The following is a 26,699-nucleotide window of genomic DNA, read 5'->3' on the forward strand; positions in this document are numbered from 1 at the left end:
CTTTTAGTTTTCAAATAACACTTTCGCTATAAAGTAGGATAGTTATGCCTTTCGAAAAATCAAAAAAAATTCTTATTGCACTCGATTACGATGATCAGCAAGCCGCTTTAGACTTTGTAAAACAGCTATCACCCGATTCATGTCGCCTTAAAGTAGGCAAAGAAATGTTTACTTACTTTGGCCCTGCATTTGTAAAAGAGTTAATTGATTTAGGTTTTGATGTATTTTTAGATTTAAAATTTCATGATATTCCTAACACAGTGGCAAAAGCAGTGACTGCGGCGGCAAAAATGGGTGTATGGATGGTTAATGTGCATGCAAGTGGTGGCTTTGAGATGATGAGCAAAGCTAAACAAGCACTAGCTCCATTTGGCGATAAAGCACCATTATTAATTGCTGTTACCGTGCTAACGAGTATGGATGAGACAGAGTTAAAGCGTTTAGGCGTAGAAAAAACACCACAAGAGCAAGTTATTTATTTAGCGAAGTTGGCAAAAGAAGCAGGACTTGATGGTGTTGTTTGCTCTGCTCAAGAAGCACAACAATTAAAAGCAGAGTTAGGCGCAGGCTTTAAGCTAGTAACGCCTGGTATTCGCCCAGTAGGGAGTGATGCTGGCGATCAAAAACGCATTATGACTCCTAAACAAGCTATAGATGCAGGCAGCGATTACTTGGTGATCGGACGTCCAATTACTCAAGCAGACAATCCTGTTGCTGTTTTGGCAGATGTTAATAAGTCTATAGAATAATTTAACAAAAGTTCAGACTTTATTGCCAGAACCCTTGCGAGATGTTTGTTTTATGTTACATTAATAAAATCAAAATGCAGTAAGGGTTTTATTTTGAGACTAATGTTAGGTTCTATAGTGATTATTGTTGCTGGATTTTCAGTAAACAAATATGTTTTTTCTAGTAAAGTGTATGATGGAGTAACGACAGTTACGGATATTGTTGCTATATATCCCGTAAATATATTCGATTTTAAACAAACATTGCAAAATTACGCTTATCACCTTTGTTATAAAAATGAGGATAGATTAAGTCAACAGCATGTAACTTCACACGAATGTGTAGATAGCCATGATAGCCTTAAACGAGATTGTGAAGATAAAGTATTTCGTTTAGCGCCATTAAATTTGCAAAATAAAGAAGAAGTGCTCAATTACGCTAAGCAATATACACAATGTACTTTGCCGTATAAATATATTATTGGGTAGTGAAAGGTTAGTTATAAGCGCTAAGTGCAGCACTTAGGCTACACTCAACGCATAATAATAAATTGTTATTTTAAGCGAATGGATTTCGCTTCAATTTCTATTAATCCTAGTTTAAATAATCCACCAATTGCCTTTTTATAATTAGCTTTACTGGTCGAAAATATTTTCTTAATTGTTTCAGGATCAGACTTATCACCTAAAGCAATAACGCCACCTTCCTCTTTTAGCTTTTCCATTATAACATCGCCAAGATTACTAACTTTAGCCATACCTGGTTTTTCTAATACAACGTCAATTTTGCCATCTTCACGCACTTTTTGAATAAAGCCTTTTAGTTTTTGACCTACAAATAAGCTTTTAAATACCATATTGTAAAAAATAACACCAAAGTGAGATTCTTCAATAAGGACTTTGTAACCAATGTCAGTTTTACCCGCTATGATCAAATCGACTTCTTGTAAATGGGGGTATTGCGGCTCATCTTTAGATAAAAAACGATTAAAGTTATTTGATGCACAAATACGCTTACTGGCATTGTCTAGGTACAAACGCACTAAATACGAATGACCTTCTTGCATACGCGGTTTTTGCTCATTAAACGGCGCTAGTACATCTTTTTCTAAGCCCCAATCTAAAAAGGCACCAATACTATTAATTTCTTTAACACGCAGTAGGGCATATTCACCTACTTGTGCATGAGGCTTTTTAATTGTTGCTGTAGGTAAATTAGCATTATCTAAAAATATAAATACGCTAATGCTATCTCCAGCTTCAAGCTCATGTTTTATTTCTTGTTTTGGTAAAAATACTTCGCCTAAATCGTGGCCGTCTAGGTAAGCACCTTCGTTACTAACTTCTTTTACAAATAAGGTTTGTGTGGTTCCAAGGTAACTCATAATTATTCCTGTTCAGGCTTTTTTCTGCGGCGCATAGGAGTATCGCCATCAATATTAATAGGGGCTTTAATGGGAGCTGATGGTTTTTTAGGCTTAGCTTTGCGTTTAAACACTGGCTTTTTAGCTGCTACTGTTTTTTCTGTGGCTAAAACTGCAACTGGTTTCTTTTCTTTAATCCCTTTAAATTTAGCTTTTAAACCATCAACGCTATCAAACTTTAATTCATCATTTAAGAATGCTTTAATTGCTAAATAACTTGGCCAATCTTTAGGGCCTACTAACGACAGTGCGCTGCCTTTAAAACCAGCTCGACCTGTTCGCCCAATTCGGTGAACATATTCTTCAGCGTGTTTAGGTAAATCAAAATTTATAACATGGGTAACACTGAGTAAATCTAAGCCACGTGACGCAACATCTGTGGTTATTAATATTTTGAAGTTTTCGCGGCTAAACGCATCCATAATATCGAGACGCTTATTTTGTGCTAAATCACCTGCTAATGGCTGTGCTTTAAAACCTTTAGCGCAAAGCGCTTCGCTCAAACGGCTGGTATCTGCACGGGTAGCTGTAAATATAATACATTGGCCAACATCGTCTTGATTCAAAAAGTGCTCAAGTAAGGCTTCTTTATGATCAAGATGATCAGCAAGATATAAGCTTTGTTTAATATCTGAGTGTTGCTCGTTTGCAGCGCTGAGCATTATTTGCTTAGGCTTTTTTAATAAGTTGCGTGATAGTGCATCTACTTGTGCATGATCTAGTGTAGCCGAAAACAATAATGTTTGGCGCAGGCGATGATCGGCCAAGTCATTAATCATTTTAAGTTGTTCGGTAAAGCCTAAATCTAGGATACGGTCTGCTTCATCAAAAATAAGCAGCTCAAGACCGCTCAATTGTAACGTACGCTTTGTAAGGTGATCGGCTAGACGACCTGGTGTTGCAACTACAAACTGCGGATCGTTTCTAAGCGCTTTAATTTGGTCATTAAAATTTTCGCCGCCGAGTATTTTTACGGCTTTAATGTTTGTACCTGCGATTAATAAACGCAGTTGTGTAAATACTTGCGTAGCAAGCTCACGTGTTGGAGCAACAATAAGTACCCGAGGATCGCGTTTACTGAGTGCTTTTTGTTTCATTACTCGTTGAACAGCGGGTAATAAAAACGCCAAGGTTTTGCCTGACCCTGTTTTAGACTGGGCGAAAATGTCATGCCCTGCAAGTGCTGTAGGCACTGCATGTGCTTGAATGTCGGTAGGCTGGGTGATCCCTTGGTGTGCTAGTTGTGTTTCAAGGCGATTATCAATCCCAAGATCAGTAAAGTGCAAGGTGTGTTTCTCCAAAATGAGCAAGTTATATCTTAATTCTATCGGCGCATTATAGCCCACAGAGGCGTATGGCTAACAGTAAAATGCAAATTATAAGGCTAATTTTTGCATTTAATCACAAAAAGCGTAAAATACGCGCCCAAGATGCGCCGGATTTACGATTCGGTATATATTAAAAAGCAAAATAGGAATAAATATGACGGCTGTTCATAAAGACAATTTAACCAGCGAGCACTTTATAGTGTGTGCACTGTATAAATTTGTAGCACTACCTGAGTTTGAAGCGCTTAGAAAACCATTACTAGATGTAATGGAGGCAAATGAAGTTCGCGGTACTTTACTAATCGCCTCTGAGGGTATTAATGGTACGGTTTCAGCTAAACGTGCTGGCATAGATAATCTTCTTAAATGGCTTGAACAACAGCCAAGCCTTAATAACATTGTTACTAAAGAATCTTACGATGACGAATGCCCATTTTACCGCACCAAAGTAAAACTAAAAAAAGAAATTGTGACTATGGGGGTTGAGGGCATCGATCCGCTAAAAGTAGTGGGTAGTTATGTTAAGCCAAATGAATGGAACGCATTAATTTCAGACCCAGAAGTGATACTTATAGATACCCGCAACGATTACGAAATTGAAATAGGTACCTTTCAAAACGCAGTTGATCCTAACACCAAAACATTCCGTGAATTTCCGCAGTGGGCTAAAGAAAACCTTGATCCAAGCAAGCATAAAAAAGTAGCTATGTTTTGTACTGGCGGTATCCGCTGTGAAAAATCAACAGCGTATATGAAAGAGCAAGGCTTTGATGAAGTGTACCATCTTGAAGGCGGTATTTTAAAATACCTTGAAGAAGTACCAAAAGATGAAACCATGTGGGAAGGCGAATGTTTTGTATTTGATAATCGTGTAGCGGTTAATCATGACTTACAAAAAGGCTCGTATGACCAATGTCATGCGTGTCGTATGCCAATCACCGAAGACGAAAAGTTAAAAGCTGAATATATGGAAGGCGTGTCGTGTCACCATTGTATTGATAATGTAAGCGATGAGCAGAGAGAACGTTTTGCTGAGCGACAAAAGCAAATAGAGCTTGCACAAGCGCGTGGCGAAGGCCACATTGGTAATGAAGCACAAGCTATTTTACAGCAACGTAAAGAGGCTAAAAACGCTAAAAAACAAGCCCAACGTAGTAAATAATATTTTATTAAATTAATTTAAAAAGAGTCATTATTGACTCTTTTTTTGTATCCACTATATGTTTTAACCTAAGATTGGTAATGTTAGTCTTTAGGTAATACCAATTGCATTAAATTAGTATAAAACACATCATAATATCGCTATGTAGGAAGCAACTATGCAAGCCGAACAAATAGAAATAGCGCAGTTTTTAGCACAGCATCCCCCTTTTAACGATTTACCCATTAAAGCGCTTAACGAGCTGGCGCAACAAGTTGAAGTTGCTTACTTTAGAGCGCAAACAGAGATTTTACAGTTAGGCCAAGATATTGCCGACTTGTACGTTATAAGAAGCGGCTCGGTAGAAATGTATCGCCGTAATGGCGAGCTTTATAATCGTTTAGCCGTGGGTGGAATATTTGGCCAAATGGGCCTATTGATGAACCGCAAAGTGCGTTTTCCGGCCACTGCACTAGAAGACACATTGGTTTACTGCATTAATGTTGAACTGTTTAATCGTTATTGCGATGAGTTTGATGCATTTGCTGATTACTTTGAAACCGATGGCAATGTACGTTTGCACCAAGCTATTGTTGAGCAAGCCGACAGTAACGATTTAACGACAGCAAAAGTAAAGTCGCTTATTCATCGTGATGTAGTGACGGTATTAACCACTTCTACGGTGCAAGATGTTGCTAAATTAATGAGCGAAGAAGCGGTTTCATCAGTACTGGTTACAGATATAAATAAGCCCGTTAACGACGACCCGGAAGAGGATGATGGCCAAGTAGTTGGCATAATTACCGACCGAGATTTACGTAATAAAGTGGTTGCGCCAGGGCTGTCGTTTGATACTCAAGCACAGCATATTATGTCTACTAACTTAGTGATTTTAGATGCTAATGCCTACGTTTTCGAAGCTGTATTAGCTATGTTAAGAGACAGCCTGCATCATTTGCCGGTAGTGCAAAAACGCAGGCCGATTGGGGTAATATCACTGTCTGATATTTTACGTTACGAGTCGCAAAGTAGCTTGTTATTAGTGCGTGGTATTTTGGCCCAGCAATCAGTGGAAGACTTAACCCATTATGCCCGCCAGTTACCTAATGTATTTGTGCGTATGGTTAACGAAGATGCAAACTCTCATATGGTTGGTACAGCCATGGCAGTGATTGGCCGTACTTTTAAGCAAAGGTTATTAATATTAGCTGAAGAAAAGTATGGGCCAGCTCCCGTGCCTTATTGTTTTATTGCTTTAGGCTCCATGGCGCGCGATGAGCAACTTATAGTAACGGATCAAGATAATGCGCTTATTTTAGATGATAGTTACAACGATGAGTTACATAACGAGTACTTTCAAAACATTGCTGATTTTGTTTGTGATGGTTTAGCACAATGCGGCTACACCTATTGTGATGGCGAAATTATGGCGTCATTTAAAAAGTGGCGTAAAACTCGCTCTCAATGGTTTGAGCAATTTGCAGATTGGATAGCAAAACCAAAACCACAAACGTTATTACACAGCTCTATATTTTTTGATTTGGACGGCGTTTGGGGTAAAACAAAATGGGCCGATGAGCTCAAAGTCTTTGTTGCTAAACAAAGCAAAGCAAATAGGGTGTTTTTGGCAAATATGGCTGCTAATGCGCGTAATCGAACGCCGCCTCTTGGGTTCTTCAAAGGTTTTGTTTTAGAGCATAACGGCCAGCATAAGCACTCAATGAACTTAAAACGCCGTGGTACCGCACCACTTTCGGATGTTATACGGGTGCATGCATTAGCGATTGGTTCACGCAAACAAAACTCGTTTGACCGCCTTGAGGATATAATTGCCGCAAAAAGTTTACCCGAGGGTAAAGCACAAGATTTACGAGATGCGCTGGAGTATATAGCTATGATGCGAATTCGTCATCAAGCATTACAAATAGAGCAAGGTGAAGAGCCCGATAATAATTTAGATCCGCATCAACTTTCACCGTTTGAGCAGCGTAATTTAAAAGAGGCATTTGCGATTCTTGAAAAAGCGCAAAACTATCTAAAATTTAGCTTTATTTCAAATACAAATGTGAAGTGATTTTTCTATGAGCAAGCAAAAGCAAGCAATAGTTGACTGGTCGCTTAGGTATCAGCAATTAGCAAATAGCAGTGAAAATGCCTTGTTACAGCAGTTTTATGCATCGGCTTTTAATCAGCCTGCTGCAGCAATAGCTGATGTGCCATTTGTAGCGATGGATTTTGAAACCACCGGCTTAGATAGCGAAGCAGATGACATAGTGAGTGTGGGTTTAGTGCCTTTTAACTTACAGCGAATATACTGCAAGCACAGCCGCCATTGGGTAGTACAACCGCGCAGAAACTTACATGAAGAATCAATAATCATTCATGGTATTACGCACTCAGAGGTTGATGATGCACCAGACTTTAACCGTATTATTGAGCCTTTGCTTGCCGCGCTAAGCGGTAAAGTCGTGGTGGTACATTATGCAGCAATTGAGCGGCCATTTTTAAATAATGCGTTGTTACTTAGGCTGCACGAAGGCATAGAGTTTGCGTTAGTTGACACTATGGATATTGAAAAAAGAGCATTAACAGCACGCCAGGGTTTAATAGGGCGGTTATTTAACTCTAAAATAGGCTCGTTGCGATTAAATGATTGTCGTAAGCGCTACTCACTTCCTGCGTATAATAACCATAATGCCCTAACCGATGCATTGGCCACAGCTGAGTTGTTACAAGCGCAGCTGAGTCATCATTATCGCTTAGATACGCCGATAGATGATTTGTGGATATAAACTTTATTTTATAGCTATAAAAAACGCCGCATAATTTGCGGCGTTTTTATTAGTACTTTTTATAATTACCAGTAAGGGTAATAAGTACGGTTACTTTTTAGTACGAGGCTCAGTACGTAAGCCCAACAGTAAGCTTAAACACATAAACAACAATACAATAGTAAAAGGTAACCCGGCAGATATAGCGCCAGCTTGCAGCGCTTGTATAGCTTCAGTTCCACCTATCCAAAGTAGTGCGGCAGCTACCGCACCTTGGGTTACAGCCCAAAAGATACGTTGTGGTACAGGTGCATCAATTTTGCCACCAGCCGTGATCGAATCAATTACCAATGAACCAGAATCCGATGACGTAATAAAAAACACCAATACTAAAATAATCGCTACAAACGATAAAATGTTAGACAAAGGTAATGCATCAAACATTTGGAACATAGCAAGTGGTACTTCAGTAAGGCCGTTAGTACCTAGCTCACCTACATTATTAACCACCTGATCAATAGCAATACCGCCGTATATAGACATCCATAAAATAGTAACAGCAGTAGGCACTAGTAATACCGCAATTAAAAATTCACGTATAGTACGACCACGAGAAACACGCGCAATAAACATACCTACAAACGGTGACCAGGAAATCCACCACGCCCAGTACGATACAGTCCAGCCATGCATCCAGGTTTCATCTTCACGACCATGAGGATTACTTAAGGGAATAATATTTTCTACATAGCCCATTATGGTAGTAGGAACATTACCTATAGCAACAGCAAAGCCAACTAAAAATACAAACACAAGTAAAACCAAGGCAATTAACATATTGGCATTACTAAGTACTTTTACTCCGCCATCAATCCCTCTAACTACCGAAATAATAGCTAAAAGTGAAACCCCAATAATAACTAAAATTTGTGAACCAACACCACCAGAGGTACCAAATACATGATCTATACCTGCAGAGGCTTGTTGTGCTCCTAGCCCTAGTGAAGTTGCAAGACCAAAGAGTGTTGCAAGCACAGCTAAAATGTCGATAAGGTGGCCAGGCCATCCCCACGCTCTATCACCTAAAATAGGATAAAAAATAGAACGGATAGACAGTGGTAAGCCTTTGTTATAAGTAAAGAACGCAAGTGAAAGTGCGACAACTGCATAAATAGCCCACGGATGTAGACCCCAATGGAACATAGTTGCGCCCATTGCTAGTTTTGCTGCCTCTGGTGTATTAGGAGCTACATTTAAAGGTGTTTCAAACCAGCCAGTATAATATGCAAGCGGTTCTGCAACACCCCAAAACATTAAGCCAATACCCATACCTGCAGCAAATAACATAGCTAACCATGAAAGGCGAGAGTGAGTAGGTACTGCATCATCTCCCCCTAAACGTATTTTACCGTAAGGCGATACAATAAGTGCTAAACAAAAAATAACGAAAAAGTTAGCAGCCCACATAAATAAGGCGTCAAAGTTATTAATAATATCTGTTTTTATACTATCAAGTGCAGACTTAGCTGTTTGTGGATCGGTAACTAAAATAGCGATCAAAAAGATGACAATCAGACCAGCACTTATGCCGAAAACAGAGTTATGTATATCTAACCCCCATTTTTGTACGTTGTCTTGACCTACGGTATAGTCCGTACTATCAATACTATATTTGTCATGCTCTTCGCTCATGCAATACCTCATTTGTTGTTCTAACCCTGGATGTTACCCAGTGTCGTAATTAATTATATTAGTTTTGTAATTATATTAGTTTAAACACAAATAATTAGAAGACTAACTAATCTGATTTTTGATCATTAACTTTACTAGTGTATGAGTTAAATACTAAATGTAAATGATTTTGTATTTAGACTGCTGATATTATAGTCAAAATGATGATATTTGTTGCTTTTAAGTATAAAAAACAAACACTCTCTAACTTGTTAAATTAGTTTACTATTTACTAATACATATACGAGAACACTTATAAATCAGCGCATATTATCCGAAATCAGAATTATAAAAATACATAGGTAAATAATTACTGTCACGGAGTATGTAAATACTAATAAGCTGCTAATTAAAGGTGCCTAATATAAACGCCCCTTTAATCTAGGAATACTTAGTATATGATTTAACATTAGGTTATATTTTAACAGTAAAGTAGTTAAAGGAGTAAATTGCGACTATGACTAATGATATTAAACATTTAGTTGGAAAAAATGAGCTTAGTGAGCATTTTAAAGCGGTACGTAAATATAGCCTATCACTCATTAGTGCGTTAAGTGCAGAAGACTGTCAATTACAAGCAATGGCCGACGTAAGCCCAAGTAAATGGCATCTTGCGCATACCAGTTGGTTTTTTGAAACATTTTTACTCTGCATTCATAGCCGTAATTACAAAGTATTTAACCCTGAGTTTAAAATATTATTTAATTCTTACTACAACGGAATTGGTGAGCAATTTAAGCGGGGCAACAGAGGCAGCCTATCGAGGCCGAGTCTTGATGACGTAATAGCATACAGACGATATATTGATGAAGCTGTTATAAGCGTGTTAAATACTGCAATAACCCCAGAAATAGAGCAAATAATTACTCTTGGCCTAAATCACGAGCAACAACACCAAGAGCTAATGTTGATGGATATTAAGTATAACTTTTCTATTAACCCAATATTTCCTGCGTACCAATCACTAAAGCCAACTCAAGTACCAAACCAGCAATCCAGTGCCGCTATAAAATTTATAAACTTTGACCAAGCAATTATAAACATAGGGAGCAATGCTGAAAACCAATTTGCCTACGATAACGAACAACCTAAGCACTCTGTGCTGGTTCATCCATTTAGCTTTGCTAATAGATTAGTGACTAATGCAGAGTATTTAGGCTTTATTAATAGCTCAGGCTATAGCAACCCGCAACATTGGCTAAGTGACGGCTGGGCACATATACAGGCTAATAATTTAATACAGCCATTGTATTGGCATTATATAAACGGGGAGTGGTTTGAGTTTACCCATTACGGATTATTACCCCTTAACTTAGCCGCGCCGGTTTGTCATGTTAGTTATTATGAGGCCAGCGCTTATGCAAGTTTTGTTAATGCACGCCTGCCCACAGAGTTTGAATGGGAATATGCAGCCCAGCAACACGCACCAAGTAATACAGCGCACACGTCACTTTTATTGCCAAATATGGCCGATAGTAGCGCTGCTATTGGGCAGCTTACAGATAGCTGCTGGCAATGGACAAACAGTGCTTATTTACCTTACCCAGGTTTTAAGCCAATTGCAGGCGTGGCAGGAGAGTACAATGGTAAGTTTATGAGCAATCAAATGGTATTACGTGGCGGTTGTGTGTTAACTCCTGCTAATCATTTACGTACAACCTACAGAAACTTTTATTATCCCCATCAAGCCTGGATGTGTAGTGGTATAAGACTCGCTAAGGATAAAACATGAGCCAAATGACAACAATAAAGCAGTGCAGTATAAATACCTCTATAAGCAACTGTGAGTTTTTAACAGATGTAATAAGTGGCTTAACCCAGCAACAAAAATCACTCCCCTGTAAATATTTTTATGACGACAAGGGGGCTGCATTATTTGAGCAAATAACAAGGCTGCAAGAGTATTACGTAACCCGTACTGAGCTGGCTATTTTAGAAAGGTACTCAAAAGAGATTGCACAAATCCTACCTGAAAACTTATCAATAATAGAACCCGGTTGTGGTTCAGGCAAAAAAATTGCCCACTTATTAGCTCATATGAGCAAAGTAAAAACGTTTGTACCGTTCGAAATATCTACAGAAATGCTTAACTATTCATTAGCGCATTTATCGCCGTTATTCCCTGAACTGGTTATTGATCCGTTATTAGGCGACTTTACCGATAGCGCAATGGTTAAACAGCTTATTAAAGAAACCGCCCTCGATAGCCAAACTAATTTAGTGTATTTCCCGGGCTCCACCTTAGGTAATTTTAACACGCTTAAAGCCATTGAAATAATGAGAAACTTTCAGCATTTATGTGGTGTAAATGGCTATGTTTTAATCGGGATTGACTTGGTAAAACAGCGCCAAGTACTGTTAGATGCATACGACGATAAACTCGGTGTAACCGCTGCATTTAATAAAAACTTATTACAACGAATCAATGACGAACTAAATGGATCATTTAATTTAGCTAATTTTAACCATGAATCACGTTATAACGAGCAGCATAACCGCATAGAAATGCACTTAGTGAGCCTTTGCGAGCAAACAGTGACAATTAATAACCAACAAATTAATTTTAAACAAGGTGAAAGTATTCATACCGAAAATTCTCATAAGTACACCCTAGAATCGTTTAAACAGCTTGCGGCACAAGCTAATTTAAGTTTAGAGCAAACATGGCAAGACGATAATAATTACTTTGCCTTATGCCTATTAAAGCCGCTATAAATTATTAGTAAATAACAACTTGGCCGTTGTTAAGTTCATAGTTTAACAACGCGCCATTAGGCGATTGCTGTATAAGCGTAACTTTATTTAAACCGTATAGTCTAAATAATAAGGGTGCAATAACCGATACTGCTGAACCCGTTGCGGTATCTTCGTTTACACCAAACTGCGGGGCAAAGTATCTAAAATGTGCAATGGCATTTTGCGTTTGGGTATTTTGTACTGTTAGCGCAATAATCGCATTTTTATGCAGGTGACTTAGGGCTTTAAAATCAACTTGTAAGCGTGTTAAATCGTCTTGTGCATTGAACAATAACAAGGTGTAACCGTTTTTATTGGCACTGCTGTACGCGGCTTTTATTGATAATGAAAATACTCGCTGTAATTTACAGTAGCAGGGGGATTTTATCGACTCAATACTTGCTAATACCAGCTGAGCCTGTTGCCTGTTAATTTTTATTTTAAAACGCTCATTACAGCTTGTAATAAATACCTGTGGGCAATAAGAAAAATAATGAAGTAAAAAGTTAGCTGCAGCCAAAGTGCCATGCCCACAGCGCTTAATTTCACTTGTTTGGTTAAACCAGCGAATTTTACAATAAGGTTGAGTTATCTCATTTTGATTTAAAAATACAGTCGCAGGATGATTCGATTTTGACGCAATATATTGCATCAATTTAGAGGTTAAGCCCTTTTTATAAATAACAATTAAAGCACTTGAACCGGCTAAGTTAGCTGTGTGGTTATAAAAAACAGCTTGAGACGATGTGAGTGTTATAAAGCGCCACACAAGCCATGCTGGCTTGTGTGGCGCTAAGCAAATTCGCTTAGCTTTTGCTAGCATACGCATCGTTATGAATAAGCGCGGCACGTCCAGAAGGGTCAGCATTATTTTGAAACGACGCATCCCATGCCAGCGCTTCGGGCGTAGAGCACGCTACCGATTTGCCATAAGGCACACATTTAGCGGCGGCATCACCAGGAAAGTGAGATTCAAAAATAGCGCGGTAATAATATGCTTCTTTAGAATCGGGGGTATTTATAGGGTATTTAAACTTTGCATTGGCAAGCTCTTGATCGCTCACTTGCTCGTTTACAAACACTTTTAAGGTATCAATCCAGTTATAACCTACACCGTCTGAAAACTGCTCCTTTTGACGCCATAATACTTCCTCTGGTAAATAATCTGCAAAGCCTTCGCGTAAAATATGCTTTTCTATTTTTCCCTCTGTACACATTTTAGCTTGTGGGTTAATACGCATTGCCACATCCACAAACTCTTTATCTAAAAATGGTACGCGTGCTTCAACTCCCCATGCTGCCATCGATTTATTGGCACGTAGGCAATCAAACATATGCAGTTTAGATACTTTACGGTTAAGCTCTTCATGAAACTCTTGTGCATTCGGCGCTTTATGAAAATACAAATAGCCACCAAACAGTTCATCTGCCCCTTCGCCCGATAGCACCATTTTAATACCCATGGCTTTAATTTGTCGGGCCATTAAATACATAGGAGTAGAGGCACGAATAGTGGTTACATCGTATGTTTCTATGTGATAAATCACTTCGCGCAGGGCATCTATACCTTGCTCAATAGTAAATATAATAGGGTGATGAATAGTGCCTATCATATCGGCTACTTTTTTAGCCGCGGCTAAATCAGGTGAGCCCTCAAGGCCAACAGAAAAAGAATGCAATTTAGGCCACCATGCATCGCTTTCGTCGTTATCTTCAATTCGTTTTGCCGCAAAACGCTGGGTTATAGCCGATATAAGCGACGAATCTAAGCCACCAGAGAGTAATACGCCATAAGGCACGTCGCACATAAGCTGGCGTTTAACGGCAGCCTCTAGTGCGCTTTTAACATCTTCGGCCTTTGCGCTGTTATTTTTAACGGCGTCAAAGCTTTGCCAATCGCGTTTGTAATACGCTTTAAGCTCGCCATCTTTACTGCTTAGGTAATGCCCAGGCGGAAATTCTTCAATGTGCTTACAAATTGGTGAAAGGGCTTTTAGCTCTGAAGCTACGTAAAAGTTACCGTGTTCATCGTGACCGGTGTAAAGCGGAATAATACCAATATGATCGCGGCCAATAAGGTAACTGTCATTTTCTTCATCGTATAAACAAAATGCAAAAATGCCATTTAAATCATCTAAAAAGTCGGCACCTTTTTGTTTGTAAAGCGCTAAAATAACTTCGCAGTCAGATTCTGTTTGAAAGGTAAAATCGGTGGTTAAATTTGCCGCTAATTCTTTATGATTATAAATTTCACCGTTTACCGCTAAAATATGTGTTTTTTCTGGATTATATAAAGGCTGTGCACCGCTAGAAACCCCTACAATAGCTAGGCGTTCATGTACTAAAATTGCTTTTTTCGATGCATAAACACCCGACCAATCAGGGCCGCGGTGCCTTAATAACTTCGACATTTCGATGGCTTGCGTACGCAACTGTACGGGATCAGATTTTATATCTAACACCCCAAAAATTGAACACATAGACTACCCCTCATTCTTGTTTTTATGTGTATTGCAGAGCAAAAAAACTCTGCGACTCACCTTTGTTTTAGCAGAATTAATAACGTAAGTCACACCGCATTTACAAAATAATAAGAATAATTTATGCACCAACATAGCTCGTATTGCACCAAAATGATTAATGTGTGGTGCCGGCTGCTATTTTTACATCGCGCTCATTGCTCAAAGCTTCAGCTATCATTACTTTTAGCGCATTTATTACCACTTCTTCACTCATGCTTGGTGCGCCATTATGGTGCACTGCTTGGCTTGGTAAATAAGGAATATGAATAAAGCCGCCTTTCATTTTTGTATAGTTTTCGTTTATATAATGCAGCAAACCATACATCACATGGTTACACACATAAGTACCGGCAGTATTAGAAATGGCCGCAGGAATATCACTTTCATGTAAGGCGCTTAGCATACGTTTTATTGGTAAATTGCTAAAATAAGCATCGGGGCCATTTTTTGCAATTGGGGTATCAATAGGTTGCTTACCGGCATTATCTTTAATGCGAGCGTCATCTATATTAATCGCAATACGCTCTATAGATATTTCGCTACGTCCACCAGCTTGGCCAACACATAAAACTATCGCCGGGTTATGGGCCTCTATCGCTTGGTGTAATTGCGCAATAGAGGTATTAAACTCACACGATAACTCAATAGCACATACTCTATGTTTCATTATTATATGGTCGTCGAGCTTTTGCACTGCTTGCCAAGAGGGGTTAATGGTTTCGCCATCAAAAGGAGTAAAACCGGTAATTAATACGCACGCCATAGGGTAAGTTGATTTAGTCATTGAACACCACGCTATACATTAAAACAATATTAACGGCGAGTAAGGTTACTGCCGTAGGAGTTTGTACTTTTATTACACTATGCTTCTATTTATATTTAAATCGAGCATAACCGTCCTATTTTTTATTATTGCTATTATTGAGTGCCAAACTGAGCTGATGTAAATGAGCATTTTGTTTATGTTGGGCTCTGTGTGCTTGCTCTAGGGTTACATATTCAAATTCTATATTATCGGCTGCTCTAAACTGTGCAAATTGATGTAAGTCAGCACTGATCACTGTACCTAGTAGCGGATAGCCGCCGGTAGTTTGGCCATCATTAAGTAATACTATGGGCTCTCCGTTGGGGGGCAATTGTATGCTCCCTGGGTTTACAGCCACAGAAGGTAATGAATGTGTGTGCATCAGATTATCTGTATTATTTACTAACCTTACGCCCATTCTATTACTGTTAGGGCTGGCTTTAAATTTACCCGAAGTAAAGCTATGCAAAAGTGTTTTACCTAATAACTTTGCGTGTGGGCTAGGGTGCAAGCGGATAATTTTACGTTGCGGTGGAGCAATAGCCCCCATTTTTATAAAAGGGCCATTAAAAGGCTTAATTGGAATGCAGTCACCACTGCTGAGTGCTTTGCCATTGAGCCCACCAAAGCATGCATTTAAATCAGTTGCTCGAGAGCCCATTATTAGTGGGCACTGCACGCCGTCTTTTACTGCAATATATGCTCTTAACCCCGCTCGTCCTGTGGCAAAGCTTAATACTTGTTTATTTTTAATAGCGTATGTCCAACCTGGGTAAATAGGTTGTTCATCAAGCTTTGCCTGTAAATCAGCGCCTTGGATGGCAATGACAGTATCGCAGTTAAATTCAAGCTCACATAAGCCCACAGTTACTTCAAGCACCGCATCGTTGTCGTTATTACCAAGGAGTCGATTAGCTATTAATTGTGCACAGGGGTCTAAGCTGCCAGCTTTACTTACTCCTAAATGACGATAGCCAATTCGGCCAAAATCTTGAATAGTGAGTTGTACGCCTGGTTTTAGTACTTTTATCATGCGCCTGCTCCTTGGTTTTTTAGCGCTACAAACTCAAGGGTATCGCCTGGTTGCATTAAGCAAGGTTGCGAATGAGAGCTATTAAATAATGTGGTATTGGTATGGCCAATAATATGCCAGCCACCGGGAGTGTCGCTAGGGTAAATACCGGTTTGGGCAGCGCCAATAGCCACCGCACCTTTAGGTACTTTAATGCGAGGCTCAGCGCGCCTTGGGGTATGTAGGCGTGTATCTAAACCATGTAAATAGGCAAATCCGGGCTGAAAGCCTAAAAACAAAACGTGATACTGAGCTTTGCTATGTATACTAATTACCTCATCAATACTTAAATTATGAAAGCGGGCTACATAAGCAAGATCTTCACCCTCGTATAGGGTCTCTATTAAATGGTGTTTACCAGTAAAAGTACTGCTTTTAAGCTCATCCCATAATAATGGTAATGCCTCTAGCCATTTAGTTAACCCCGCAGATGACTTTAAATACAAGGTGAGGGAGTTCATCCCCGCAACTAAGTCGGTAAACTCTGCGGTGTTTTTACAGTGCGCAGCTAAAGCCCAAATTTTTTTTTGTATAGTTAATACATTGTTTGCGTCTAAATGTGCTGCATCTATTAATAAACTATTGTTACTAAGTGCATAAATTATAGGAGCCGAACTCATAAAACAAACCTGTTAATACAACATGTTTCAAAGCTAACATAGTTCTATTGATTTATTTACACCATTGCGACCAGCAAAATGGATTAAGAGATAAAATATAAACCTTATAAGCCGCTCACTCGTATTTAATTACTTACCAAGTTGAAATAATAATTCAACAGGTAAGGTCTTTATTAAAGCCTGTTACTATTTTTTGTTAAAAATACATTCGCAACAGTAACCGGCCTTAGCATTTATTTAAGAGGTAGTTTATGTCGTATCAGGGTTTAATTTATTTATCTAGCGTTGCTATTTTATTTAGTGCAAGCAGTGTTGCTTTATCAATGGAAAAAGTCGTGCAAAGTAATGTTCAAGCGACTATGCACGTAGAAACACTAGTACTTGGCTCAGGTTGCTTTTGGGGCGCTGAAAAACGCTACGAAGCACTTAATGGTGTTATTGATGCTGAGTCAGGTTATGCGGATGGAAACGGCTTTAAAGCCACTTACAGCAATATAACCAATCAATCACGTCGCTTTGACGAGGACAATTACGCCGAAGTTGTGCAAGTTACCTATAACAGCAATATTATTAGCGCAAAGGAGCTACTCGAAAACTACTTTGAAAGTCACGACCCAACACAAAAAAATCGCCAAGGTAACGATGTAGGCACTCAGTATCGCTCAATTATTTTAACTACCACCACTGAGCAAGCGAAAGTAGCAAAGCAAGTTAAATCGCAATATCAACAACTGCTTACGCAAGCAGAGTACGGCACTATAACCACTATTATTAAGCCACTTGACACTTTTTATGCAGCTGAAGAATATCATCAAAATTATTTAGAAAAAAATCCAAATGGCTATTGTCCCGATCACTCAACTGGCGTGGTGTTTAACAAAAAACCGCCCGAACAAGTAGATAACTCCGCTTTATTAATGGGTAAACAAATCGTGGTATTAGACTCACGCGAATACTGTCCATACTGTGAAAAATTTAAAAGCGCTGTAGCTAACGACTACAAAGGCAGTATTGCTATGAGCTTTCGCCACGCCGATCAACTCCAAGGTTTAACCATTAAGTCGGCAACCTGGGCAACCCCCACTATTTTATTTTTAGAAAATGGCACTGAAGTATACGGACGTCAAGGCTATGCAAGCCCAGAGGCGTTTTACAAAGCCCTTGGCGCATTTAAACTAGGCGATAGTGAAGCCTATAAAGTTGCATTTAATTCAAAAACCGATCGCGCTTATTGCAAAGAATACAAAATTTTTAAAAATACACCCGATGGCACCTTTGTCGATAAGCTCAGTGGCGAGCCGCTATTTGATACCCGCGATAGGTTTAACTCTGGAACTGGGTGGTTATCGTTTACGCATCCAATAAAAAGTAGCGTTACTGAACATGACGACAGTAGCTGGGGAATGACTCGTATTGAGCTGCGCTCTAAAAGTACTGGCATACACTTAGGGCATTTATTCCCCGGGGAAGGCCCACGCGGTACAGACCGTTATTGTATAAATGCTACGGTTCTTGAATTTATACCAAGGGATTAAAAATACGTGAGATATACAAAAGCCCAGTAAACTTAACTTTTACTGGGCTTTTTAATTAAGGCTTTAGCTAAAAAGCAGTATTAAAGCCTAATTTATTTTTAGTAAATATTATGTGGATTGCCTAAAAATAAAAACAGTTCAAGCCAAGTCACCACCTAACTTGAACCGTTTTTTACACTGACAACATCTTACACACACAATATAAGATTCTTTTACCAGCTTAATTATCAAACCTTAAATTAAGCTGCGATACTTTCGATAGGTGAACTTTAGATTTATTGAGCATTAATCACAAACGATAAAAATACACCCAATGAGTGAAATAAATTAATCTATAGGTTTGGTTTGTGTATTTTTAAAAGTAGCTATAACCCACTTAGCAAATAAATCAAGCGGATGATTTACATTACTTGGCTCGTGTTGCACTAAATAGTACTTGTCTTTAGTGGTCAGCGGGCGCTCGAATAGTTTATATAACCAGAGTTCGTCTAGCCAGCTTTGGCTTATAGGCAGAGGAATAAGCGCAATACCCATACCTTGCTGCGCTGCTCGTGCTACACCAAACATGCTGTCAATTTGTATAATTTGGGTTGGTGAAAAGTCAACTATTCCAGCTTTCTCGGCCCACTGATGCCATGCCCAAGGGCGTGCTTTGTGTAATATAAGCGGCACTTGATTAAGGGCTTTACAATGATCATCCTTCCATTGTGCTAACAAATTTTTATTGCAAGCAGGTATATACTCTAAGTTAAACAGCTCTGTTACAACGCCTTCGGTTGGCTTATTCGAGGACAGCACTATTGATAAGTCGCTATGTCGGGTTAGCTCTTTACGGGTTTTAAGCGTATCCATTTGTAAATTAATATTAGGGTGCGCCGACGTCCATTCGCGCAATCTAGGCATTAGCAACTCGCTTGCAAAAAACTCAGGCAAGGTAATCGTTAAATTTGTATTTTGCTGCATTTGGCTAAATTCATTAATTGTGCTCTCAAGCGTACTAACTATTGGCGATATAGCTTCAAAAAAGTCCTTTCCAGCTGCAGTTAAACTAATCGAGCGGGTTTTACGCACAAAAAGCTCAATGCCAAGTTGTTCTTCTAGTTGTTTAATTTGATGGCTTACAGCCGAAGGCGTTAAATACAGCTCATTTGCTGCATGCTTAAAGCTTAAACTTCGTGCCGCGAAGCAAAATGAGCGAAGACCACGTATAGGAGTTTGCATGTTTTCCAATATAAAGTTGTTTGAGTCGCCTATATAAGGCAATAACTGAACCAATTATTAAAATTAATAATATCAGAAGGTTGAAACTTTTACTGCATTAAGTTCACAATAATGGTGCAACAAGGTAACAAGGTGGTGCAGGGGAGTTACAAGTTAGCGCTAAATTTCAGCTTCTTAAAATAATAATAAAACTTAGAAAAATAGGCAAAAAAAATCCCTCGTTAGAGGGATTTTGGGTAACTCAGCGCCATTGGCACTGGGAATGAGGTCGGTACAAGGTAAAGTTTAAACCTAGGGCTTAAAACACCATTTCAGGTACTTCACCGTCAACAAGTAATTTACCTGCTGTTTTACTAATAATTTCATCTACAGATACGCCCGGAGCGCGCTCTAACAGATGAAATGCGCCGTCTTTAACTTCTAGTACGGCTAAATCTGTAACTATTTTTTTTACGCAATTAACGCCGGTAAGCGGTAATGTGCAGGCCTCTAATAGCTTTGAGTCGCCATGCTTACTGGCGTGGGTCATGGTAACAATAATGTTTTGCGCGCCTGCAACCAAGTCCATTGCGCCGCCCATGCCTTTAATTAGCTTTTTAGGGATCATCCACGACGCTATGCTACCGTTTTGATCTACCTCAAAAGCACCCAGAACTGTTAAGTCTACATGACCACCGCGTATCATGGCAAAACTATCTGCACTATTAAATATGGCTGCACCTTTTGCAGCTGTCACGGTTTCTTTACCCGCGTTAATCATATCGGCGTCTAGCTCTGCTTTAGTTGGGTATGGTCCCATGCCTAACAAGCCATTTTCGGACTGTAACATAACTTCAATATCGTCTGGAACATAGTTTGCGACGAGTGTCGGAATTCCTATGCCTAAATTAACGTAATAGCCATCTTTTAGCTCTTGTGCAACGCGCATTGCAACTTGTTCACGTGATAATGCCATAATATTAATACTCCTGCTTAATCTCGTGTAGTAACACGCTCAATGCGTTTTTCAAAGTTGCCTTTAATAACGCGGTTTACATAAATGCCAGGGGTATGAATTTGGCTTGGCTCAAGTTCACCCGGCTCTACAATTTCTTCTACTTCGGCTACCGTAATTTTACCAGCAGTTGCGGCAAGTGGGTTAAAGTTCATTGCAGTGTGGCGAAACACTAAATTTCCGTAACGGTCGGCTTTCCATGCTTTAACAATAGCAAATTCACCGGTTATCGACTCTTCTAAAATATAAGGGCGACCATTAAATTCTTTTACATCTTTACCTTCGGCAACGGGCGTACCGTAACCTGTTGCGGTGTAAAACGCCGGAATACCTGCACCACCAGCACGCATTTTTTCTGCCAAAGTGCCTTGTGGTGTAAGCTCTACGTCAATTTCGCCACTGAGTAACTGTTGCTCAAATAGGGCATTTTCGCCAACGTATGAGGCAATTACTTTTTTAATTTGTTTGTCTTGTAATAAAATGCCCAAACCAAAGTCATCAACACCGCAGTTATTAGACACCACGGTGAGCTCTTTGGTTTTCATTTGCTTAATTTGTTTAATTAAGCCCTCAGGAATACCACATAAACCAAAACCACCGGCAATTACGGTATCGCCGTCTTTTAATCCTGCCATTGCAGCTTCGTAACTAGAAACTACCTTATCAAATCCGGCCATGAGTCACTCCTCATTGTGTGCTTAAATTGTTTAACTAACTATATGATAGTTAGTTTATAAATACTTTGTATAAAAATTATTGGGGATGTTATTTAGCATGCAATGCAATCGACACTTTACTTACGGGTTGTTTGCCAAGCGCTTTTGTTATTTGCCATCCTGCATCACTGAGCCTTTGTAAATCAATTGCGTGCTCAATGCCAAGCCCTTGCAGTAAGTAAACTACATCTTCGGTGGCAACATTTCCTGACGCCCCTTTAGCGTAAGGGCAACCACCAAGGCCTGCTACTGCCGCGTCAACCGTTGCTATACCTAAGTTTAGTGCCGCGTAAATATTTGTGAGCGCTTGGCCGTAAGTGTCATGAAAATGCACTGCAAGCTGCGACTTATCAATGTGCTGTAATAGCAAAGTAAGTAACTCAGTTACCTTTTTAGCTGTGCCTACACCTATGGTATCGCCAAGGCTTATTTCATAACAGCCTAGTGCGAGTAGCTTTTGGCTAACATAAAGTACAGCTTGAGGGTCTATTTCGCCTTCATACGGGCAACCTAAAACACAACTTACATAGCCGCGTACTTTAATGTTATGCGCTTTGGCAAACTCCATAACGTCGCTAAAACGCTCAATACTTTGCTCAATACTGCAGTTAATGTTTTTTTGACAAAACGATTCGCTAGCCGCTGTAAATATGGCAAATTCTTTAATTCCAGCGGCATGCGCAGCTTGTGCGCCTTTTAAGTTAGGGGTTAACGCACTTAAGTTTACATCGGGCAAATCAAGAGCTGATATCACATCAGCTGAGTCTGCCATTTGCGGCACCCATTTAGGGGATACAAACGCACCGGCTTCAATGTCTTTTAAACCCGCAGCAGCAAGCGCGTTAATAAGCGCTACTTTGTCGGCAGTGGTTACTGCTTTTTCGTTTTGTAGGCCATCGCGCGCGCCTACTTCAACAATACGTACTTTTTGCGGAAAAACGCTCATTATGCGCCTCCCTCAGCAGGGTCACTTGCAACTGTCGTATCTTCAACTATAGCCAGTAACGCGCCATGGCTTACCAGTTCACCTTCGGCAAAACAATAGCTTTGTAAAATACCATCGTGCGGGGCGTTGAGCGTATATTCCATTTTCATCGCTTCAATAATAACCACAGGGTCACCTTTGGTAATACTACTGCCCAGCTCAACTAAGTGTTTTACTACAGTACCATTAAGTGGCGCAGCTAAAGGCAGGGCATCACTTTGGTGATCGCTAATATAGTGCTTATTTACTAGCTCTAGGCGAGTTTGTAGTGCTTTGTGCATTACGGTGATCACGTTATTAACGCGACTTACGTGGGCTGTGTGTTTTTCGCCGTTTACAAATACACTACAAAGGCCATTATTTAAACTGCCTTGAACATTAAATACGTGCTCATTATGGGTAATACTGTAGCCATTATTCGTTTTAACCGCATTAAGGGTTAAATCAACAAACGCAATTTTAACGCTTTGCGGTGCATTTAGAGCAAAGCCACTGAGTTGTTGCCAAGGGCTTGTATTTGGCGCTTCTTGAGTGCTAACTAGCTGCTCTAAATAAGTAAAGGCTGCAATAAGCTGGCTTGCTTGGCGAAGAGATTGATCAACCGCCACTAACGAATCGCCTTGCTCGGCAATAAAGTGAGTGCTAGGCGCGCCTTGTTTAAAGCTAGGGTGCACAGCTAAGTTATGTAAAAAGCCAATGTTAGTACTAAAGCCCGCTAAGTGAAATTGCTCAAGCGCGTGTTGTAAACGGCTCAGCGCTTGTTCGCGATTATCATCATGCACAATTAACTTGGCTATCATGGGGTCGTAATATGGGCTAATTTCGTCGCCGGCTGCAATGCCAGTATCAATGCGCACAAACTCACTGTTTAGCGGAGTATAAAGTGCTTCAATTGTGCCTGAGCACGGAATAAACTCATTAGCAGGGTCTTCAGCGTAAATACGCGCTTCAAAGCTGTGGCCTTGCAATTTAATATCAGCTTGTTTGAATGGCAGTGTTTGCCCGCCGGCAATATTAATTTGCCACGTAACTAAGTCAACACCAGTAACCATTTCGGTAACCGGGTGCTCTACTTGCAGACGCGTGTTCATTTCCATAAAGAAGAACTCATCGCCACACAGTAAAAACTCAACTGTACCTGCACCGCGATAGTTTATTGCAAGAGCGCAACGCACCGCGGCTTCACCCATTTCTTTGCGCAACTCGTCTGATAAACCCGGGGCAGGGGCTTCTTCAATTACTTTTTGATGACGACGTTGCAACGAGCAGTCACGATCGCCTAAATAAACACAGTTACCGTGGTTATCGGCAAACACTTGTACTTCTACGTGGCGTGGTTGGTTAACGTAACGCTCTAGCAATACAAGGTCATTACCAAAACCAGCAACGGCTTCACGCTGTGCGCCTTCAAGTGCGCTAATAAATTCATTAGCATTATTTACCACGCGCATGCCTTTACCACCGCCACCAAATGCTGCTTTGATCAGTACCGGGTAGCCAATTTTTTCGGCCTCTGCTTGTAAAAAAGCAGGATCTTGCTTGTCGCCATAATAACCAGGTACTAATGGCACATTAGCCGCGGCCATAATTTCTTTAGCACGCGTTTTAGAGCCCATAGCTTCAATGCTGCTTGCTGGTGGTCCAACAAATACAATATTATTTGCTTCACATGCGTTGGCAAACGTGCTGTTTTCAGACAAAAACCCATAACCAGGGTGAATACAATCTGCGCCGCTGTCTTTTGCTACTTGCAGTATTTTATCGGCAACTAAATACGAGTCTTTACTTGGCGCTGGGCCAATGTGGTAGGCTTCGTCAGCCATTTTTACATGCTGCGCGTGTTTATCAGCGTCTGAATACACAGCAACTGTGGTTAAGCCCATTAATTTAGCACTGCGCATTATTCTGCACGCTATTTCACCACGGTTAGCAATGAGTATTTTTTGTAATTTATTTACGTTCATAATTAATCCTACAGTTGCCATTGTGGTGGACGTTTGTCAAAAAAAGCGCTTAAGCCTTCTTGGCCTTCATCCGATACACGAATTTTGGCAATACGATGAGCGGTAAGCTCAATTAGCTCATCAGTTATTTCTTTATTTGCTACATCGTTAATAAGTGCTTTTGCCGCTTTTACTGCAACCGGGCCATTATCAATCAATGTTTGCAGCATAGCGTCGAGCGCACATTCTAAATTACCGGTTACTTGATGAATTAACCCAAGTTGCTTAGCGGTATGCGCATCAAACACCTCAGCAGTTAAAAAGTATCTACGCGCTGCACGCTCACCAATGGCTTTAATTACATAAGGGCTAATAACCGCAGGAATAAGCCCCAGCTTTACTTCGCTTAGGCAAAATTGTGCATTGTCTTGGCATATTGCAATGTCGCAACAGGCAATTAAACCTAAAGCGCCACCAAACGCAGCACCTTGCACGGCACAAATAGTAGGGTGCGGGCTTGTTGCTAACACTTGCATTAATTTAGCTAACTGCATTGAATCGGCTAAATTATCGTTAACATTGTTATCTGCCATCGATTTCATCCAGGCTAAATCGGCACCGGCTGAAAAATGTTTGCCCTCAGTTTTTAACACCAAGGCGCGAATATCGAGCGTATTAGCATGTTCAATACATTTTATAAGCTCTTGAATGACTTCGCTGTTAAATGCATTGCGTTTTTCGGGGCGGCTTAAAACGAGTACCGCCACATTTGATTTTGTTATTTGTAGAGTAACTGACATTTTACGCTCCGATTACATTCTAAATACGCCAAATTTCGACTCTTGCACTGGTGCATTACTAGCGGCACTTAAGGCAAGTCCTAAAACGCTACGTGTGTCGGCAGGATCAATAATGCCGTCATCCCATAAGCGGGCGCTGGCATAATACGGATGTCCTTGCTCTTCGTACTGATCAATAATTGGCTGTTTAAAGTCACTTACTTCTTGCTCGTTCATGCTTTGGCCTTTACGGGCTAAACCGTCTTGCTTAACTTGCGTCATTACACCGGCTGCTTGCTCGCCGCCCATTACAGAAATACGCGCATTGGGCCACATCCACATCATGGTAGGTTCAAATGCACGGCCACACATGCCGTAGTTGCCTGCGCCATATGAGCCACCAATCAGTACGGTAAATTTAGGCACATCGGCACACGATACCGCCATAACCATTTTAGCGCCGTGTTTAGCTATACCTTCGGCTTCGTATTTTTTACCTACCATAAAGCCGGTTACGTTTTGTAAAAATACTAAAGGAATGTTGCGCTGCGTACATAGCTGAATAAAGTGCGCGCCTTTTTGCGCCGACTCACTAAACAAAATACCGTTGTTAGCGACTATGCCCACTGGGTGGCCATAAATACTCGCAAACCCCGTTACTAGGGTTTCGCCAAAGTAGCGTTTAAATTCGTCAAACGATGAGTCATCAACTGTGCGCGCTATTACTTCGCGTACATCAAATGGCTTTTTAAGATCGGTGCCAACAATGCCGTAAAGCTCGTTAATATCATAACGAGGTGGTTTAACTTCCTCTAGCAACGGCGCAGTAGGGCGGGTGTAATTAATACGCGCTATACATTGGCGCGCAATCGACAACGCATGTTCGTCATTTTGCGCGTAATGATCGGCAACCCCCGATGTTTTACAGTGCACGTCGGCACCACCAAGCTCTTCGGCGGTTACTACTTCACCGGTTGCAGCTTTAACAAGAGGCGGACCCGCTAAAAATATAGTGCCTTGATCTTTTACAATTATGCTTTCATCGGCCATGGCCGGTACATAGGCACCGCCTGCGGTACATAAACCCATAACCACAGCAATTTGTGGAATACCTTTACCCGACATACGGGCTTGGTTGTAAAATATACGGCCAAAATGCAGCTTATCGGGAAATACATCATCTTGCTCTGGCAAGTTTGCACCGCCCGAATCAACTAAATAAATGCAAGGTAAATGGCAACGATCAGCAATATCTTGCGCGCGTAAATGCTTTTTAACCGTTAGCGGAAAGTAAGTACCGCCTTTAACCGTGGCATCGTTTGCAATAATCATGCATTCAACACCTTTAACACGGCCAATACCTGCTACTACACCGGCACACGCAATTTCTTGCTCGTAAACACCAAAGGCGGCAAATTGCGAAATTTCTAAAAATGGCGAACCTTCGTCAATTAAAGTGCTAATACGGTCACGTACAAATAATTTACCGCGGCCTTCGTGGCGCTCTTTTAATGCAGCGCCGCCACCTTGGCTAATGGTTGCCACTTTATTACGTAAATCATCTACCAACGCCGACATATTTTTATAGTTTTGTACAAACGTTGGATCGTGAGGATTAACGCTCGATGTTAAAATCGTCATTATTTAA

The 26,699-nt window shown here is 40.3% G+C and carries 24 protein-coding genes; 8 read left to right on the forward strand and 16 right to left on the reverse strand.

All coding sequences use genetic code 11. The features are described 5' to 3' along the window. The first annotated feature begins 44 nt into the window (after window positions 1–44). Entirely contained in the window at window positions 45–749 is a 705-nt protein-coding gene (pyrF, locus tag H5079_RS02150; RefSeq protein WP_011328109.1) for an orotidine-5'-phosphate decarboxylase, read from the forward strand. 93 nt (window positions 750–842) lie between these two features. Beyond that, the gene (locus H5079_RS02155) at window positions 843–1,217 is read left to right on the forward strand and encodes a hypothetical protein (RefSeq protein ID WP_172459228.1); all 375 of its coding nucleotides are present in this window, start codon (window positions 843–845) and stop codon (window positions 1,215–1,217) included. Window positions 1,218–1,282: 65 nt separating this feature from the next. Here the strand turns inward: H5079_RS02155 and H5079_RS02160 are convergent, their stop codons facing one another. After that, window positions 1,283–2,113: a S1 RNA-binding domain-containing protein gene (locus H5079_RS02160; protein ID WP_182683311.1), complete on the reverse strand. Its 831-nt coding sequence runs from the start codon at window positions 2,111–2,113 to the stop codon at window positions 1,283–1,285. Between the two features lie 2 nt (window positions 2,114–2,115). Beyond that, complete coding sequence (locus tag H5079_RS02165) at window positions 2,116–3,438, reverse strand: DEAD/DEAH box helicase (protein ID WP_011328112.1); 1,323 nt, start codon at window positions 3,436–3,438, stop codon at window positions 2,116–2,118. Between the two features lie 196 nt (window positions 3,439–3,634). Between H5079_RS02165 and H5079_RS02170 the strand changes: the two genes are divergently transcribed. The 3 genes from H5079_RS02170 to H5079_RS02180 all read left to right on the forward strand — a co-directional run bounded on the left by H5079_RS02170 (window position 3,635) and on the right by H5079_RS02180 (window position 7,413). Continuing rightward, window positions 3,635–4,642 carry a rhodanese-related sulfurtransferase gene (locus tag H5079_RS02170; protein WP_011328113.1) on the forward strand — a complete coding sequence of 336 codons (1,008 nt, stop codon included), beginning with the start codon at window positions 3,635–3,637 and terminating at the stop codon, window positions 4,640–4,642. A 157-nt stretch (window positions 4,643–4,799) separates the two neighbouring features. Further along, the gene (locus H5079_RS02175; protein WP_011328114.1) at window positions 4,800–6,695 is read left to right on the forward strand and encodes a putative nucleotidyltransferase substrate binding domain-containing protein; all 1,896 of its coding nucleotides are present in this window, start codon (window positions 4,800–4,802) and stop codon (window positions 6,693–6,695) included. A gap of 7 nt (window positions 6,696–6,702) precedes the next feature. Next, entirely contained in the window at window positions 6,703–7,413 is a 711-nt protein-coding gene (locus H5079_RS02180) for a 3'-5' exonuclease (RefSeq protein WP_011328115.1), read from the forward strand. Between the two features lie 90 nt (window positions 7,414–7,503). Here the strand turns inward: H5079_RS02180 and H5079_RS02185 are convergent, their stop codons facing one another. Beyond that, the gene (locus H5079_RS02185; protein ID WP_011328116.1) at window positions 7,504–9,084 is read right to left on the reverse strand and encodes a BCCT family transporter; all 1,581 of its coding nucleotides are present in this window, start codon (window positions 9,082–9,084) and stop codon (window positions 7,504–7,506) included. Between the two features lie 496 nt (window positions 9,085–9,580). Here H5079_RS02185 and egtB point away from each other — a divergent pair, with 496 nt between their 5' ends. Both egtB and egtD read left to right on the forward strand, forming a co-directional pair. Continuing rightward, entirely contained in the window at window positions 9,581–10,855 is a 1,275-nt protein-coding gene (gene egtB, locus H5079_RS02190) for an ergothioneine biosynthesis protein EgtB (RefSeq protein ID WP_182683312.1), read from the forward strand. Beyond that, complete coding sequence (gene egtD, locus H5079_RS02195; protein WP_182683313.1) at window positions 10,852–11,838, forward strand: L-histidine N(alpha)-methyltransferase; 987 nt, start codon at window positions 10,852–10,854, stop codon at window positions 11,836–11,838. Before egtB ends, egtD begins: the two co-directional genes overlap by 4 nt. Before the next feature lie 4 nt (window positions 11,839–11,842). Here the strand turns inward: egtD and H5079_RS02200 are convergent, their stop codons facing one another. The 6 genes from H5079_RS02200 to pxpB all read right to left on the reverse strand — a co-directional run bounded on the left by H5079_RS02200 (window position 11,843) and on the right by pxpB (window position 16,878). Next, complete coding sequence (locus tag H5079_RS02200; protein ID WP_182683314.1) at window positions 11,843–12,682, reverse strand: PhzF family phenazine biosynthesis protein; 840 nt, start codon at window positions 12,680–12,682, stop codon at window positions 11,843–11,845. Further along, the gene (gene asnB, locus H5079_RS02205) at window positions 12,666–14,339 is read right to left on the reverse strand and encodes an asparagine synthase B (RefSeq protein WP_086996100.1); all 1,674 of its coding nucleotides are present in this window, start codon (window positions 14,337–14,339) and stop codon (window positions 12,666–12,668) included. Before asnB ends, H5079_RS02200 begins: the two co-directional genes overlap by 17 nt. A 157-nt stretch (window positions 14,340–14,496) precedes the next feature. Then, entirely contained in the window at window positions 14,497–15,165 is a 669-nt protein-coding gene (gene pcp / locus H5079_RS02210; protein WP_011328121.1) for a pyroglutamyl-peptidase I, read from the reverse strand. Continuing rightward, window positions 15,158–15,238, reverse strand: a complete 81-nt coding sequence (locus H5079_RS18475) for a hypothetical protein (protein WP_303394021.1) — start codon at window positions 15,236–15,238, stop codon at window positions 15,158–15,160. The genes pcp and H5079_RS18475 overlap by 8 nt, the downstream gene beginning before the upstream one ends. Before the next feature lie 42 nt (window positions 15,239–15,280). Further along, window positions 15,281–16,219 (reverse strand): biotin-dependent carboxyltransferase family protein, encoded by a 939-nt coding sequence (locus H5079_RS02215; RefSeq protein WP_182683315.1) that lies wholly within the window; start codon window positions 16,217–16,219, stop codon window positions 15,281–15,283. After that, window positions 16,216–16,878 (reverse strand): 5-oxoprolinase subunit PxpB, encoded by a 663-nt coding sequence (pxpB, locus tag H5079_RS02220; protein WP_011328123.1) that lies wholly within the window; start codon window positions 16,876–16,878, stop codon window positions 16,216–16,218. Before pxpB ends, H5079_RS02215 begins: the two co-directional genes overlap by 4 nt. Window positions 16,879–17,129: 251 nt before the next feature. Here pxpB and msrA point away from each other — a divergent pair, with 251 nt between their 5' ends. After that, window positions 17,130–18,413, forward strand: coding sequence for a peptide-methionine (S)-S-oxide reductase MsrA (msrA, locus tag H5079_RS02225; protein ID WP_182683316.1), 1,284 nt, complete (start codon window positions 17,130–17,132; stop codon window positions 18,411–18,413). Window positions 18,414–18,740: 327 nt separating this feature from the next. Here the strand turns inward: msrA and H5079_RS02230 are convergent, their stop codons facing one another. From H5079_RS02230 to H5079_RS02260, 7 genes are all read right to left on the reverse strand, one after another. After that, complete coding sequence (locus H5079_RS02230) at window positions 18,741–19,634, reverse strand: LysR substrate-binding domain-containing protein (protein WP_089368239.1); 894 nt, start codon at window positions 19,632–19,634, stop codon at window positions 18,741–18,743. 298 nt (window positions 19,635–19,932) lie between these two features. Beyond that, window positions 19,933–20,589: a 3-oxoacid CoA-transferase subunit B gene (locus H5079_RS02235; protein ID WP_011328126.1), complete on the reverse strand. Its 657-nt coding sequence runs from the start codon at window positions 20,587–20,589 to the stop codon at window positions 19,933–19,935. Window positions 20,590–20,606: 17 nt separating this feature from the next. Beyond that, window positions 20,607–21,305, reverse strand: coding sequence for a CoA transferase subunit A (locus H5079_RS02240; protein ID WP_011328127.1), 699 nt, complete (start codon window positions 21,303–21,305; stop codon window positions 20,607–20,609). A gap of 88 nt (window positions 21,306–21,393) precedes the next feature. Next, on the reverse strand, window positions 21,394–22,290 hold the full coding sequence (locus tag H5079_RS02245; protein ID WP_179806576.1) for a hydroxymethylglutaryl-CoA lyase: 897 nt from the start codon (window positions 22,288–22,290) through the stop codon (window positions 21,394–21,396). Continuing rightward, window positions 22,290–24,293: an acetyl/propionyl/methylcrotonyl-CoA carboxylase subunit alpha gene (locus H5079_RS02250; RefSeq protein ID WP_182683317.1), complete on the reverse strand. Its 2,004-nt coding sequence runs from the start codon at window positions 24,291–24,293 to the stop codon at window positions 22,290–22,292. The genes H5079_RS02245 and H5079_RS02250 overlap by 1 nt, the downstream gene beginning before the upstream one ends. Window positions 24,294–24,301: 8 nt before the next feature. After that, the gene (locus H5079_RS02255; RefSeq protein ID WP_011328130.1) at window positions 24,302–25,072 is read right to left on the reverse strand and encodes an enoyl-CoA hydratase/isomerase family protein; all 771 of its coding nucleotides are present in this window, start codon (window positions 25,070–25,072) and stop codon (window positions 24,302–24,304) included. 12 nt (window positions 25,073–25,084) lie between these two features. Next, the gene (locus H5079_RS02260; RefSeq protein ID WP_182683318.1) at window positions 25,085–26,692 is read right to left on the reverse strand and encodes a carboxyl transferase domain-containing protein; all 1,608 of its coding nucleotides are present in this window, start codon (window positions 26,690–26,692) and stop codon (window positions 25,085–25,087) included. Window positions 26,693–26,699 lie beyond the last annotated feature (7 nt).

The organism is Pseudoalteromonas sp. SG44-5, assembly GCF_014164175.1.
GTDB lineage: Bacteria > Pseudomonadota > Gammaproteobacteria > Enterobacterales > Alteromonadaceae > Pseudoalteromonas > Pseudoalteromonas nigrifaciens.

What these genes read in the sequence shown, in the direction of transcription:
- pyrF (WP_011328109.1), top strand. Translation starts at nt 45, where the DNA reads ATGCCTTTCGAAAAATCAAAAAAAATTCTTATTGCACTCGATTACGAT.
- H5079_RS02160 (WP_182683311.1), bottom strand. Translation starts at nt 2,113, where the DNA reads ATGAGTTACCTTGGAACCACACAAACCTTATTTGTAAAAGAAGTTAGT.
- H5079_RS02170 (WP_011328113.1), top strand. Translation starts at nt 3,635, where the DNA reads ATGACGGCTGTTCATAAAGACAATTTAACCAGCGAGCACTTTATAGTG.
- H5079_RS02175 (WP_011328114.1), top strand. Translation starts at nt 4,800, where the DNA reads ATGCAAGCCGAACAAATAGAAATAGCGCAGTTTTTAGCACAGCATCCC.
- H5079_RS02180 (WP_011328115.1), top strand. Translation starts at nt 6,703, where the DNA reads ATGAGCAAGCAAAAGCAAGCAATAGTTGACTGGTCGCTTAGGTATCAG.
- H5079_RS02185 (WP_011328116.1), bottom strand. Translation starts at nt 9,084, where the DNA reads ATGAGCGAAGAGCATGACAAATATAGTATTGATAGTACGGACTATACC.
- egtB (WP_182683312.1), top strand. Translation starts at nt 9,581, where the DNA reads ATGACTAATGATATTAAACATTTAGTTGGAAAAAATGAGCTTAGTGAG.
- egtD (WP_182683313.1), top strand. Translation starts at nt 10,852, where the DNA reads ATGAGCCAAATGACAACAATAAAGCAGTGCAGTATAAATACCTCTATA.
- H5079_RS02200 (WP_182683314.1), bottom strand. Translation starts at nt 12,682, where the DNA reads ATGCTAGCAAAAGCTAAGCGAATTTGCTTAGCGCCACACAAGCCAGCA.
- asnB (WP_086996100.1), bottom strand. Translation starts at nt 14,339, where the DNA reads ATGTGTTCAATTTTTGGGGTGTTAGATATAAAATCTGATCCCGTACAG.
- pcp (WP_011328121.1), bottom strand. Translation starts at nt 15,165, where the DNA reads ATGACTAAATCAACTTACCCTATGGCGTGCGTATTAATTACCGGTTTT.
- H5079_RS02215 (WP_182683315.1), bottom strand. Translation starts at nt 16,219, where the DNA reads ATGATAAAAGTACTAAAACCAGGCGTACAACTCACTATTCAAGATTTT.
- pxpB (WP_011328123.1), bottom strand. Translation starts at nt 16,878, where the DNA reads ATGAGTTCGGCTCCTATAATTTATGCACTTAGTAACAATAGTTTATTA.
- msrA (WP_182683316.1), top strand. Translation starts at nt 17,130, where the DNA reads ATGTCGTATCAGGGTTTAATTTATTTATCTAGCGTTGCTATTTTATTT.
- H5079_RS02230 (WP_089368239.1), bottom strand. Translation starts at nt 19,634, where the DNA reads ATGCAAACTCCTATACGTGGTCTTCGCTCATTTTGCTTCGCGGCACGA.
- H5079_RS02235 (WP_011328126.1), bottom strand. Translation starts at nt 20,589, where the DNA reads ATGGCATTATCACGTGAACAAGTTGCAATGCGCGTTGCACAAGAGCTA.
- H5079_RS02240 (WP_011328127.1), bottom strand. Translation starts at nt 21,305, where the DNA reads ATGGCCGGATTTGATAAGGTAGTTTCTAGTTACGAAGCTGCAATGGCA.
- H5079_RS02245 (WP_179806576.1), bottom strand. Translation starts at nt 22,290, where the DNA reads ATGAGCGTTTTTCCGCAAAAAGTACGTATTGTTGAAGTAGGCGCGCGC.
- H5079_RS02250 (WP_182683317.1), bottom strand. Translation starts at nt 24,293, where the DNA reads ATGAACGTAAATAAATTACAAAAAATACTCATTGCTAACCGTGGTGAA.
- H5079_RS02255 (WP_011328130.1), bottom strand. Translation starts at nt 25,072, where the DNA reads ATGTCAGTTACTCTACAAATAACAAAATCAAATGTGGCGGTACTCGTT.
- H5079_RS02260 (WP_182683318.1), bottom strand. Translation starts at nt 26,692, where the DNA reads ATGACGATTTTAACATCGAGCGTTAATCCTCACGATCCAACGTTTGTA.